The sequence below is a fragment of the Capsulimonas sp. genome (genome assembly GCF_039929585.1).
Taxonomy (GTDB): domain Bacteria; phylum Armatimonadota; class Armatimonadia; order Armatimonadales; family Capsulimonadaceae; genus Capsulimonas.
Genome location: NZ_JBDSQY010000285.1, coordinates 1 through 11,939 on the forward strand (window position 1 = coordinate 1; position 11,939 = coordinate 11,939).

Sequence of the window (11,939 nt, forward strand, 5' to 3'; positions counted from 1 at the left end):
TCTCATTCTTGGCGGCCGCACCCGCAGGCCCAGCACCACCAGGAGCAGCCAGACCTTTTGGAGCGAACACTTTTTTATTCGGATTCGGAGGCAGTGGATTTGCATTAGCGCTGGGTGGTGGAACAGCGTTTGGTGTTTCCGCATCCTTAGGACCACATCCCACAAGACTGAGCATCAGGGACGGTAAGATCAGAATAAGCCTTCGTTGATTCACTTTGTTCAGCATAATCCTTTTGCTTAGAGATTTTGGAAGTATTCCCAACGAATAGAAAGTCCCTTAAAGGTCACTCGCGCCAGACTTTTTGGCCGACCACAAATACTGGCTTAAGTCCGTAATCATGACGTCGGTGTTTGGAGTCGTCGGCGTCCAGTTTGTACCCGCAGCCAGCTTGCCTGGTGTTAACCACTTGGTGTGTCCATCGCAGAATGCAACGTTCCCGCCCTTGGTGTGGCGAGCGGCAAAGTTCCCGGTTCCGTCTGCCGTGTTGCCGCCGCTTGGATCGTCGCCAAAACTTCCGGCGCCCCATCCCCCATTCGAATACTCACAGACATGTGTGGTTGCACTTGCGGAGGCGGGAGCAGTGGCAGGGAAACTATCATAGTAATAGTTAATATCATCGCCGATGATCTTGACGTCAACAAACATTACCGTTGCTGCAGTCGATTCAATGGAGGCTTCGCTGGCTGGGAAGCCGAAAGGGGTGGTGCCCGTGGGCCCCTCGATTAAGTTAGCGTCTGCGCAGTCAGTCGCTGGATTAAGATAGGCAAAGTTGTAAGCAAACGAGGGATAGTAGTACGGCGTGGTGTAAGCTCCATTTGGTGGAATAACATATCCATACGGGTTCTTGGAGTTGTCTGGGCATTGCACAACCGCTAAGCTCTTTGTGTAGGGCAGAACAGTATAAACCCAGGTCTTATAAGGTTTGGATCCAGGACCGACATGCTCAACAAGGGGATATTTCTCGTCTGCATCCTGCATGTACTGTAAGACCCCGAGCGTTTCCTGCTTCATATTGGACATGCAGCTGATGGCGCGGGCCTTCTCACGAGCTTGAGCGAAAACAGGAAACAGGATGGCGGCGAGTATCGCTATGATGGCGATGACGACGAGCAGTTCGATCAGGGTGAAGGCCGAGTGTGAGCGCGACCGGGCGACTGTGTGAGGCATAGCGAATACCGTCCTTACATTTATTGGTATAGAGTCATTCATGAAGCGCCGGTTCGCCGTGGAGCGAATGGCGCGAGTGATATTGAGAATATACTGCAACGTTGCAGGCGGGCGCAGGCTGTGCTTACTTGACGAGCCGTTAGCCCCGGATCGCAGTCTTCGTAGACAGAGGAGGGTACGTCTATTATGCCATACTTCTACCCGTTTTTACAACGAGTTAACCGAAGAAATCGTTTTTACCGAAAGCTTGAGCGTTCAACCGCCTAAAAATCGGTCTTTTCCAAAGCGAACCATGCCCCGTATCCAAAGATCCAAAATTTGAAACATCAGTTTTGATCTAAACGTTCAATATTTATGAATTGTACCAAATCCTAGCAAAAATATTGGTTCAAACAATAGATTTAATACAAATAACAGACATTTCATACACTATAGATCAAAATAGAGAGGTGTATCAAATGATTCATGAAGCGTTCAATTCTTTACGGTTTGTACCATTTTCCTGTTGACATTTGGAGCAATCAGTGCTAAAATGTTTTCGTGCCCTAATACTTAGGATGTGCTGGTTTGATTTAACCGGCACTTTATTACAACGATTGTAAAGGTAACCATGATGCGCAAAGGTTTTACTCTTATTGAGCTTCTCGTCGTCATCGCGATTATTGCGATCCTCGCGGCCATTCTGTTCCCCGTTTTCGCCAAGGCGCGCGAAAAGGCCCGTCAAACGGCCTGTCTGTCCAACGAAAAGCAGATCGGCCTGGCCATCCTGCAATATTCGCAGGACTATGATGAACTGCTGATGCCTCGCTATACCAACTTCAATCAGCAGAATTGGCATACCATCTGTCAGCCGTATATCAAGAGCTACGGAGTGCTGCAATGCCCTTCTAACCCCAAGAAAAACAGCCCCGACACGGAATACCCTGGCTCCCCTGCGCCCATTACCGGCACCGTCTCGTACTCCGTGAACACTGGCTCCAATCGGCCGTTTACCGATCTCAATGGCCCCACCAGTCCCACGGTATCCATGGCGAGCATGGACGCGCCCTCGCAGCTGATCGGAGTTGTGGAAAGCACAACCCGCTATTCCGACTTCTATGTGGATTATAAGGATAATTTTGCGCAGAATGGCCCAGACCCAGGTGATCATCAGGGCAGCCTGTTCTCTGGCCACACCGGCTTCGCCAATTTCCTATTTCTGGATGGACACGCAAAATCCATGCGCCCGCTTCAAACGCTAGACGCCATTGACGGCGGAGGCGCCGGCGACGTGAATATGTGGACGCTGGACAACAAACCCTTCAGCACCGCCCCCAGCGACACCAGTGGTTACACGGTTCTCAAATTCTCAACGGATAAGTGGAAGTGACAGTTCCAGCTTTCGCTCATATTGAATGAGACAGCCGCCCTGGCGTCAAACTTTAAAGGTTTTGACGCCAGGGCGACTGTCTCTTTTTTTATTTTCGCTAGCTGCGCAGCGCCGCAGTCAGCGCTTCGATCCGCTCGTCCGCAGCCGCGACGGCCTTTTCGGCCATCTCGGGACCGTACGCCACTCCCTCAATCGTCACGACCTCCACGTCCGTCAATCCCAGAAAGCCCAGTGTGGATTTCAGATACGGCGCCTGGAAATCCATTGCCTGCCACGGCCCTTCTGCGTAAACGGCGCCGTACGCGAGTACAAGATAGAGTTTTTTGCCCTTCAGCAGCCCCTCCACTCCGTCCGGGCCGTACTGGAACGTCACCCCCGAGCGAGCAATGTGATCGACCCAGCTTTTGAGCGCCGAAGGAATGCCGAAGTTGATCATTCCTGAGGCGATGATGACAGCGTCGGCGGACTGAAGCTCCGCGATCAGGTTGTCGGAATGCCGGAGCGCGGCGAGATCCTCGGCCGTGCGATTGTCGGCGGGCTTGCGAATGGCGTGCACCAGCGCCTCCGAGAGGTGCGGCAAGGGGTCGGCGTTCACATCACGCGTGGTCAGGGATGAGCCGGGAAGAGCGTCTTGCAGCTTTACGGCGAAACGACGCGCGACTTGCGTGGAGTAAGAGTCTTCGCCGCGTGGGCTGGATGTCACGAGCAGAATATTTGTCATTGGGTTCTCCGGGTTCAAAAAGCATCGCTTGCAGTTTAAGCAACACATGTTGTATAATTACCGCATACGTAGCCCCCGAATCAATGAGCAAATTCGCCGTTTTGTCGCTTACGCGACGGATTGAAAGAAGTGTTGTGGAAAAAGTTTTAAGCTGCCCTGGAAATGAAGTCAGCGACCCACGTGTCCGGCGCACGCGCGCCTTACTGCAGGATGCGCTGCGCGCGCTGCTGCATGAGAAGAAGTTCAGCGCGATCTCCGTTCAGGATATCGCGGAGCGCGCCACGATCAACCGCGCCACGTTTTATGCGCACTATGACGACAAGTACGCCCTGCTCTCCAGCATCCTCCGATCCGAGCTTGGGGCAGCACTCTGGAGACGCTTCCCCAAACCGACGCCCCTGACACAGGACAGCCTCACCCGGCTGGCGGCAGCGGTCTTTGAGTTTATGGGCGAAATGCGCATGCAGTGTCCGGACTCCGCGCGGGACCTGGAAAATACGATCGGAACGATGCTGCAGGCGGAGATTTACAGTTTTATCGAAACGTGGATACGGATGGGCGGCGTGTCGCCCGCGCTTCGAGGGCGCTCACGCGAAACGATCGCCACGGTTCTCAGCTGGAGTATCTTCGGCAGCGCGCTCCGCTGGAGCCATGGAGACCGCAAACAGAATTCGGAAGAAGCCGCGCGGGAGATCGCCGTCCTTCTTATTCCCGCGAACGAGGCATAAGTTCTTCGGACGGACGCAGCGCCAAAACTCCTGGAAGCAGCATCGCGGCGACACTGTCCGCCCCCTGCTGCGTGGATAAACTCTCGTCGCGGCGCAGCCATCGTACGCCAGAAGCGACAATCGCGCCGCTGAGAGCGGCCACAATTGCCCCGCGGTCGGCCTGGGAGTTCGGCGATGCGATCTGGCCCAGCCAGCAACCCAGCATCCGCTCCAGCTCCTCCTGCATGGCTCGTACGACGATCGGCTCCCACTGGCGGATCGCAATCGGACATTGGATCGGCAGCTGGGCGAAGAATTCAAAGACCGCTCCCACCAGCCGCCGCAGATCTTCCCCCACCCTGTCACGGCGCAGCGATCCGACTTCCGCAAGCGCGCGGCGGCACTTGTCGCGCAGACAGGACTCCAGCAGCGCGTCTTTGTCGTCAAAGTGCGCGTAAAACGTCGTGCGGTTCACCGTGGCGCGCTGGGTGATATCGCCCACGCTAATCTCACGCCAGCTCTTCTCACGCATCAGCGCCACCATTGCCCCTTTGAGCAAATCCCGCGTCCGCACCACACGCGGGTCCTCCGCTTCCAAAATTGCCGTCATCGCCATCTTCCGATCTTCCAGCCCACCCCGTTCGCCGACAATATCGCGCCTTTGTCGTCTATCCGACAAAAGCGCGATGTTGATGATTGACCGGATCTCTTCCGTCTGTCATATTTATACCACAACTGTTGTCTAAACAGCAGAAGTCCGTTAGGAAATGAGGATCGGTCAATGACACAAGAAATTACGCTGAGCGCAGACCGGCGCGCAGTACAAGAACTCTTCCATCGCCTCTTGGAGATGCTTGCCCAGGGGCAGCTTGAGCGGTGGAGCGATTGGTTTCACGAAGACGCAGTCTTTGAGTTTCCGTTTTCTCCGGCGGGATATCCCCAGCGTCTGGAAGGCAAAGCGGCAATTCACGAGCACGCGAAGCGCTTGCCAGGCCTGCTGGAATTTACGGAAGTCAGCACTCCTCGCATTGATTTTACTCTTGATCCCAATGTCTGCATCGTACGTTTTGAATGCAAGGGCCGAGCCATTGCGTCGGGCAAGCCGTACAATCAGACCTATCTTTGTATTGTTGAGACAAGGGAGGGCAAGATCACGCGTTATGTGGACTACTGGAATCCACTGATCCTTTTGGAAGCCATGGGAGAAAGCAAATGATGAATGGACAGAAAATTTTGATCACGGGCGGAACCGGCAACACAGGGCGCCGGATCGCCGAGCGTCTCGCGGCGCAAGGGCGCGCTGTTCGAACGGGGAGCCGTGGGGCGCCTCGCTCGAATGCGTTCGAGCATGTGCGTTTCGATTGGGACGACACTTCGACGCACGGTCCCGCGCTTGACGGCGTCGGCGCCGTTTATCTCGTGGCGCCGCTGCCCGTTCTGGACCCCACCCCGCAAATGCTGCCTTTTATTGAGCGGGCCTTGGAATCAGGCGTGCGCCGTCTCGTTCTGCTCTCATCTTCGGCGATCCCGGAGAACTCAAGCGGCCTCGGCGAGGTCCATGGCGCTGTAAAGGCGCTTGCGCCGGAATGGGCGGTGCTTCAGCCGTCGTGGTTCATGCAGAACTTCACCGAAGGGATGCATCGGCGCACGATCGAGACAGACGGGACGATCATCTCCGCCACGGGAACGGGACGCGTCGCCTTCGTGGACGCCGGCGATATCGCGGCTGTCGCCGCGCACGCCCTCACGGACGAAACCCCGCATAACACCGCGCACGTTATTACCGGTCCGGAGGCGCTGACCTACGCCGAAGTCGCCGCGATCCTTTCGCAAGTGACGGGAAAGACCGTCACACACCAAAACGTCTCGCCCGCGCAGCTCGCCGAGCGGTTGGCGTCGGTGGGGCTGCCCCAGGATTATGCGGAATTTCTTGCGGGTTTGGACGAAGGGATTGCTCGGGGATCGGAGGACAGGGTGACGGATACGGTTGAGAGTGTGACACGGCGCGCGCCGCGATCCTTCATGGATTTGGCGAATGCATCTTTCTAATCACTCTTCACCGATTTTTCCGGGGTCACGGGCAGCTTGAAGTAGGTTTGCAGCATCGCGCGCGCGACATGCCCGGCGGTGCCCGCGCCGTGGCCGCCGTGCTCGACGATCGCGGCGATGGCGATCGTCGGGTGGTCGTAGGGCGCGAAGCAGACAAACCAGCCGTGGGTCAGCGCGCTGCCATGGGTTTGCGCCGATCCGGTCTTGCCCGCGACCGCAACTTGGGGAAAGTCCACGATCTTACCAGTGCCGGCGGTCACGGTCACGCGCATCGCCTTCCGGACTTCCTCCATGTTGCGGGGGGAAACGGGAACGTGGCGAACGACCGTGCGTTTGCCCTCATAGACAGTCTTGCCGTCGTGATTGACGATCCTGCTGACGACATACGGCTTCAGGACATCGCCGCCGTTCGCGACCGTCGCCGTAACCCGCGCCATCTGCAGCGGCGTCGTCAGGACATCTCCCTGGCCGATCGACATATGCAGCGTGTCGCCCCCGAACCATTGCTGAAAGTCGGGGCCGGCGCGCTTGAACCGTTTTTTCTTCCACGCCGGCGAGGGGATCGATCCGATGTCCTCGCTGGGAAGATCGATGCCGGTCTTCTCAGCAAGGCCAAACGCCTTGGCGTAAGTCGAGATTCGGTCCGGACCGATCGACTGGCCGAAAATATAGAAAAAGACATCGCAGGAATGCGCCATCGCGGAGTAGAAGTCGACGCTGTTATGCACGGCCCAGCATCCAAAGCGTGCTTTACCAAGATGGTAAGAGCCGGGGCAGTAGGCGCCGGAATGGATCGTCATCGCGCCGGTCTGAAGGCCGGCGGCGGCGACGATCGGCTTGAAGGTCGAACCGGGTGGATACATCGCGTCGAGGGTGCGATCGATCAGCGGGTGGTCCGGGTTGGTGTTCAGCGGCTTCCACTTCTCAGATTTGATGCCGGTGGCGAAGTCGTCGGGATCGAAAGTGGGCGCGGACACCATGGCGAGCACGGCGCCGGTCTGCGGATTGATCGCGACGGCGGCCCCAACATAATGGTTTTGCGCGAAAACCTGCTCCGCCGCCGCCTGCACTTTGGCGTCGAGCGCGAGCTGGACGCTGGAGCCGGGCGTGGCGTTCGCCGAGTTCATGGTGCGAACCTTACGGCCTCGCGCGTCGATCTGGACATCCGTACCGCCGGGGGCGCCATGAAGATATTGCTCGTAGGCGTCTTCCACGCCGGTCTTCCCAAGGAAATCGTCGTTGAAGTAATCTTTGTTCTTGCCCTTGAGATCGTCGTACTCTTTTTCGTTGATGCGCCCCATGGTGCCCAGAAGGTGCGCGGCGAGCGGGCCATGCGGGTACCAGCGGACGGGCTCCGGCTCAGTGCTGACGCCGGGGAGGTATGGCTTATGCTCCTCGATCTGCGTGACGGTTCTCATCGGCACGTCCAGCGCGATCCTGACCGGATCGTAACGGTTCTGCTTCTTCTCTTTGATCGTTTCGATGATGTCCTGAGGCGTGGCGCCAAGCAGCTCCGCGACTCGATCCAGCACGGCGTCGTCTTTCACAATCTCCGGCGTGGCGTACACAGCGAAGCGGGAGCGGTTCGCGGCGAGGATGTCGCCGTGACTGTCCACGATCGTTCCGCGCGGGGCGCGGGATTTGACCCGCCGCACCTGGTTTGCCTCCGCCTTCGAATGAAAATCCTCACCGTTGACGATTTGCAGGAACCAGAGCCGCGTGACCAGCCCGGCGAACAGCAGAAGAATGAAGGTTCCGAAAAGGCGAGCACGAAGCACCACGGCGCGCCGGTCGTTGGGTTGCGACTGGCGCGCCGGCTTAGGGAGCGGCGAAGTTCGAGATCGGGGGGAGATCATTGCGCCTCTCCGGGCGGCGGCCGGTGCAGCCGGCTGCGCTTGCGAGGCTCCTGTCCTTTGATGAACGTCTTTTCGATCACCTCCGGGTCCCATTTTGTGGCGAGCAAGCCGTCTTCCGGATTGATGTTGACCGTCACATACTCCACGCGTTTGGGCCGAGGCGCGGGGGGAATGCGCGGCGTGCGCGCGTGCGGGACCGCAGGGATGGAGATGGCGCGAACCGTGGTCATATCACTCGGAGTCTCGGCGCGCCGATGCGGCGCGTTGGAATTATCCACACTACTGTCGTTATTATCCCCGGAATTGCTGTCCGCGCCGGGGCTGGGAGGATCGCCTGGGAAATCGCGCGGCTTGTCGTAGTCCGGCGTGCGCTGGGTCGGCTCGGCGCCTTTGGCGAACGTGGAGCGGCTGGAATTGGGCGCTCCGGGAGCGGCGATTAAACCGGTGTCGTTATCGATATTCACCGTTACGGTGCCGTCGCCGTTATCCGTGGAATCGGAATTCTTCGTCGCGTCGGCCGCTGCGGGGGTGTTCTCCGGCGTATGGGTGAAGTCAGCCGCACTGTCTCCGCTGCGGCGATTACGCCGGGGTCGCTTCACTTCGGCGGATTGCTCACCAGTCGTCGTCGATTCGTCCGGCGTCGCGACAGGTTTGGGCGCAGGCTTCTTCGGCTTCGTCTTGGCGCGAGCGAGTTCTTTCTGAATCGCCTTCAGGAAGATCGGCTCGGCGCGCTTCATGAAACCAGTCCAGATCGGCACGCACTCCGTGGCGCCCCACGAATTGCCTCCCATCTCCTCGCCATACGACGCCGGATGATGCTTGGAGGCGCGCACCGGGCGCCCCGCCCATACGCCGACCACGAGATTGGGCGTATAGCCAATGAACCAGGTATCTTTATGCCCCTGCGTGGTTCCCGTTTTGCCGCGGGAGTTGGGAATAACGCCCGCGCCGTATCCCGTTCCATGCTCATCGATGACGACCGCGCGCAGCATATCGTCCAGCTGGGTCGCCGCTTTGGGGCTGATGACGTGCGTCTCAATCGCGGCGGGAATGTCTTCGACGGTGGTTCCGTCGGTTTCCTCAACACGGGTGAAGCCACTGGTCACCGGATGGTTGCCGCCGTTGGCGAAGGTGGCGTATGCGCTGGTCATTTCTAGAGGCGTCACGCCGCTGGAGCCTAGCGCCAGCGAAAGAACGGGATCCAGCGGCGATTCAATTCCCATCACACGGGCGTAACGAACAGCGTTCTGGGGTCCGAACTCCTTGAGCACCTTGACGGCCGGAACGTTGATGGATCGCGCCAGCGCCACCTTCAGCGTGACGCGGCTGTTGGAGTAGCCGTTATCATCCTTGGGCGTCCAAATGCCGGCGCCGGTTCGGAATGAGATCGGAGAATCGAGAACGCGCGTGTCTTCGGTCACAAGGTCACTGTCGATAGCGCCCGCATAAACGATGGCTTTAAAGAGCGACCCTGGCTGGCGCCGCCCCTGCGTCGCGATGTTGAAGTTACTGACGCCATAATCCACGCCGCCGACCAGCGCCTTGATCTGGCCGGTCTTCGGATCAATCGCGACCAAACACGCCTGGTTCGGGCCACTGCGGGCGTCGATGCTGACTTCCTTACGAACTTCTTCCTCGGCGACCTGCTGCATCTCCCAGTTCAGCGTCGTATAAACACGCAGGTTGCCGCGCAGCAAATAGTCCTCGCCGTACTTGGCTTTCAGCTGCTCCATCACATAATTGACGAAGAACGGCGCATGATAAATCTGGCTGCCGCGCTTGGGCGCCTTGGGCGAAGCGAGACGGACCGGCGCCGCAATGGCTTCTTGATACTGCGCCGGTGTGACGTATTTCTGATCCAGCATCCGTCCCAGCACGATATTGCGCTGCTTTTTGGACAGCTCTTTATCTTTATACGGGTTCCAGCGCGTAGGCGCATTGGGAAGTCCGGCGATCAGCGCGCACTCGGCCAGATTGAGTTTCTGGACATCCTTACCGAAGTAAGTCGCCGCCGCCTGCTGGACGCCGTAGGCGCCGGAGCCGTAGTTGACCTGGTTCAGATAGGCTTCCAGGATCTGCTGCTTGGTGAAGTTCTTTTCAATCTGGTTGGCGATTACCCACTCATGGATCTTGCGCTGAATGGATTTTTCGCTCGTCAGCCCATCCACGCCCGAGTTTCGCGCGAGCTGCTGCGTGATGGTCGACGCGCCTTCGCCCTTCAGCTCGCCGCTGCGCAGGTTGCGCGTCAGCGCGCGTCCAATCCCCCAGAAGTCAATGCCGTTGTGCTGATAGAAGCGCTGATCTTCCAGGGCGACCGTGGCGTTCTGCAAGTCCTTGGGGATCTTGTTGATGGAAACGACCTGGCGGTTCTGGGTGAACACAGTCGCGAGCGGGACGCCGTCGGACGAAAGAATGGAGGTGCGGCCCGGCGGGTTAAATGTCGGGATTGCCGTCGTCTTGGTATTGCGGATCTGGAGGTAGACATAGCCGATGGCGACGCATGCTACGATGAGAATCAGCAGCATGATCCAGCTAAAGAAGATCCGCACCGAACGCCAGAAACCACGCTTGGGCGGCGCTTTGCGCGCCCGCCGACTGCGGCGGGGAGGATTGGGCGGCGGCGAGCCGCGAAAACCGTCTCCGCCGGAGCTGGAAGGACGTCTGGGTGTGCCGGTTGTTGCCATAAAGTATTGATCCATTATGCAGGGGGCGCGCGCGATCTGTCAAGCCGCTCCCCGCGTTCGGCCGAACTACTGGTATAATACCTGATACGCAAAAACAGCGCGGAAGTTCTCCCGCCTGACTGCTCCGAAGAAGGAGTTACCTCCGCCGATGTCGCTTTCTTCCACCGCCCAGTGGCGGCTGTCCGTTCTCATGCCCGTTTATAACGAAGAGGGCACGGTAGCCCAAATCATCCAGGATGTTCTGGCCGTTCCGCTGGATCTGGAGCTGATCGTGGTGGACGACGGCTCGACGGATCTCACGGCCTCCATCCTCCACGCGCTTCCCGCCGATCCCGGTGACCGCCTCAAAATCATCTACGCCCCAAAAAACGCCGGCAAGGGCGCAGCGATCCGTATCGCGCTTAGCCATGCAGCGGGCGACGTTGTGGTTGTGCAGGACGCCGACCGTGAGTACGACCCCATGGATTTCGTACCCATGATGCGGCGTATCCAAGCAGGCGCGGCCGTGGTCTATGGCACCCGCCTCTCGCCGGAGGCGCTGCGGCTGAACCAAGAAGGCGACCACGACAAATTCTACCTCGCCCGCCGCCTGCTTCCCGTGCTGACCAATGTCCTCTATGGTACTTCGATAACCGATGAGGCGACTTGTTACAAGATGTTTCGGCGGGATGTTATTCTTTCGATCCCATTACGCTGCGAACGCTTCGATTTTTGCGCGGAAGCAACCGCAAAGATCGCCAAACGCGGCTATCGAATTGTCGAAGTCCCCATCCACTACCACTCCCGCACCGCCGCCGAAGGCAAAAAAATCGGCTGGCGCGACGCCAAGGACACCCTCTGGGCGCTGCTCAAGTTCCGCTTTTTCAATTAAGACGAACGCTATGACCGATCTGTTCATCACCATCGCCGAAACCGAAGCAGACCAACAGGCCTGCTTCGCCGTCCGACGTGAAGTCTTCGTTGAGGAGCAGAACGTCCCTGCCGAGTTGGAATACGACGAGCAGGACGCCACGGCCACCCATATCCTCGCCCGCGACACACACACAAACACCGCTCTCGCTACAGCCCGCTTGCTGCATTACAAGCCTGGGATTGTCAAAATCGGCCGCGTTTGCGTGCTCGCGCCCGCCCGGGGCCGGGGCGTCGGCGCGGCGATTATGGAGTTTGCATGGGACGAAGCCATGCGGCGCGGGTACACCGAAGCGCAGCTAGGCGCGCAGGTGACGGTGCTGGGGTTTTATGAGAAACTGGGGTACGAGAGTTTTGGGGAAGAGTTTCTGGACGCGGGGATTTTGCACCGGATGATGCGGAAGAGTCGTCCTGTGTGACGCGACCCTTCGCCACCCTGAGTGACCCACCCCCGGCCTTCGGCCGACCCCTCCCTT

Annotated in this window: 11 protein-coding genes and 1 pseudogene; 6 read left to right on the top strand and 6 right to left on the bottom strand. The window is 58.5% G+C overall.

Features of this window, described 5'->3' with window-relative positions:
- Positions 1-226 (bottom strand): annotated as a pseudogene (locus tag ABIZ35_RS21545) (hypothetical protein); the annotation flags it as partial.
- A 51-nt stretch (positions 227-277) separates the two neighbouring features.
- Positions 278-1,168: a DUF1559 domain-containing protein gene (locus ABIZ35_RS21550; RefSeq protein ID WP_348221991.1), complete on the bottom strand. Its 891-nt coding sequence runs from the start codon at positions 1,166-1,168 to the stop codon at positions 278-280.
- Positions 1,169-1,778: 610 nt separating this feature from the next.
- On the opposite strand from ABIZ35_RS21550, the gene ABIZ35_RS21555 reads away from it, so the two are divergent.
- Entirely contained in the window at positions 1,779-2,537 is a 759-nt protein-coding gene (locus tag ABIZ35_RS21555; RefSeq protein ID WP_348221992.1) for a DUF1559 domain-containing protein, read from the top strand.
- A 97-nt stretch (positions 2,538-2,634) separates the two neighbouring features.
- Here the strand turns inward: ABIZ35_RS21555 and ABIZ35_RS21560 are convergent, their stop codons facing one another.
- On the bottom strand, positions 2,635-3,258 hold the full coding sequence (locus tag ABIZ35_RS21560) for an FMN-dependent NADH-azoreductase (protein WP_348221993.1): 624 nt from the start codon (positions 3,256-3,258) through the stop codon (positions 2,635-2,637).
- Between the two features lie 134 nt (positions 3,259-3,392).
- Between ABIZ35_RS21560 and ABIZ35_RS21565 the strand changes: the two genes are divergently transcribed.
- Positions 3,393-3,986 carry a TetR family transcriptional regulator gene (locus ABIZ35_RS21565; RefSeq protein ID WP_348221994.1) on the top strand — a complete coding sequence of 198 codons (594 nt, stop codon included), beginning with the start codon at positions 3,393-3,395 and terminating at the stop codon, positions 3,984-3,986.
- On the opposite strand, the gene ABIZ35_RS21570 is transcribed toward ABIZ35_RS21565, so the two are convergent.
- Positions 3,964-4,581 (bottom strand): TetR/AcrR family transcriptional regulator, encoded by a 618-nt coding sequence (locus tag ABIZ35_RS21570; RefSeq protein WP_348221995.1) that lies wholly within the window; start codon positions 4,579-4,581, stop codon positions 3,964-3,966. The genes ABIZ35_RS21565 and ABIZ35_RS21570 overlap by 23 nt on opposite strands.
- A 165-nt stretch (positions 4,582-4,746) precedes the next feature.
- Here ABIZ35_RS21570 and ABIZ35_RS21575 point away from each other — a divergent pair, with 165 nt between their 5' ends.
- Both ABIZ35_RS21575 and ABIZ35_RS21580 read left to right on the top strand, forming a co-directional pair.
- Positions 4,747-5,181, top strand: a complete 435-nt coding sequence (locus ABIZ35_RS21575) for a nuclear transport factor 2 family protein (RefSeq protein ID WP_348221996.1) — start codon at positions 4,747-4,749, stop codon at positions 5,179-5,181.
- The gene (locus ABIZ35_RS21580; RefSeq protein ID WP_348221997.1) at positions 5,178-6,014 is read left to right on the top strand and encodes an NmrA family NAD(P)-binding protein; all 837 of its coding nucleotides are present in this window, start codon (positions 5,178-5,180) and stop codon (positions 6,012-6,014) included. Before ABIZ35_RS21575 ends, ABIZ35_RS21580 begins: the two co-directional genes overlap by 4 nt.
- Here the strand turns inward: ABIZ35_RS21580 and mrdA are convergent.
- Together mrdA and ABIZ35_RS21590 are read right to left on the bottom strand one after the other, a co-directional pair.
- Positions 6,011-7,870, bottom strand: coding sequence for a penicillin-binding protein 2 (gene mrdA / locus ABIZ35_RS21585; protein WP_348221998.1), 1,860 nt, complete (start codon positions 7,868-7,870; stop codon positions 6,011-6,013). The two genes, ABIZ35_RS21580 and mrdA, sit on opposite strands and share 4 nt — an antisense overlap.
- Positions 7,867-10,554, bottom strand: coding sequence for a PBP1A family penicillin-binding protein (locus ABIZ35_RS21590; RefSeq protein WP_348221999.1), 2,688 nt, complete (start codon positions 10,552-10,554; stop codon positions 7,867-7,869). Before ABIZ35_RS21590 ends, mrdA begins: the two co-directional genes overlap by 4 nt.
- A 148-nt stretch (positions 10,555-10,702) precedes the next feature.
- Here ABIZ35_RS21590 and ABIZ35_RS21595 point away from each other — a divergent pair, with 148 nt between their 5' ends.
- Together ABIZ35_RS21595 and ABIZ35_RS21600 are read left to right on the top strand one after the other, a co-directional pair.
- Positions 10,703-11,425: a glycosyltransferase family 2 protein gene (locus ABIZ35_RS21595; RefSeq protein ID WP_348222000.1), complete on the top strand. Its 723-nt coding sequence runs from the start codon at positions 10,703-10,705 to the stop codon at positions 11,423-11,425.
- 10 nt (positions 11,426-11,435) lie between these two features.
- A complete protein-coding gene (locus ABIZ35_RS21600) occupies positions 11,436-11,882 on the top strand; it encodes a GNAT family N-acetyltransferase (protein ID WP_348222001.1) in 447 nt (148 codons plus the stop codon).
- Positions 11,883-11,939 lie beyond the last annotated feature (57 nt).

Coding starts and splice junctions, on each gene's coding strand:
- ABIZ35_RS21550 (WP_348221991.1), bottom strand. CDS start 1,168: ATGCCTCACACAGTCGCCCGGTCGCGCTCACACTCGGCCTTCACCCTG.
- ABIZ35_RS21555 (WP_348221992.1), top strand. CDS start 1,779: ATGATGCGCAAAGGTTTTACTCTTATTGAGCTTCTCGTCGTCATCGCG.
- ABIZ35_RS21560 (WP_348221993.1), bottom strand. CDS start 3,258: ATGACAAATATTCTGCTCGTGACATCCAGCCCACGCGGCGAAGACTCT.
- ABIZ35_RS21570 (WP_348221995.1), bottom strand. CDS start 4,581: ATGGCGATGACGGCAATTTTGGAAGCGGAGGACCCGCGTGTGGTGCGG.
- ABIZ35_RS21575 (WP_348221996.1), top strand. CDS start 4,747: ATGACACAAGAAATTACGCTGAGCGCAGACCGGCGCGCAGTACAAGAA.
- ABIZ35_RS21580 (WP_348221997.1), top strand. CDS start 5,178: ATGATGAATGGACAGAAAATTTTGATCACGGGCGGAACCGGCAACACA.
- mrdA (WP_348221998.1), bottom strand. CDS start 7,870: ATGATCTCCCCCCGATCTCGAACTTCGCCGCTCCCTAAGCCGGCGCGC.
- ABIZ35_RS21590 (WP_348221999.1), bottom strand. CDS start 10,554: ATGGCAACAACCGGCACACCCAGACGTCCTTCCAGCTCCGGCGGAGAC.
- ABIZ35_RS21595 (WP_348222000.1), top strand. CDS start 10,703: ATGTCGCTTTCTTCCACCGCCCAGTGGCGGCTGTCCGTTCTCATGCCC.
- ABIZ35_RS21600 (WP_348222001.1), top strand. CDS start 11,436: ATGACCGATCTGTTCATCACCATCGCCGAAACCGAAGCAGACCAACAG.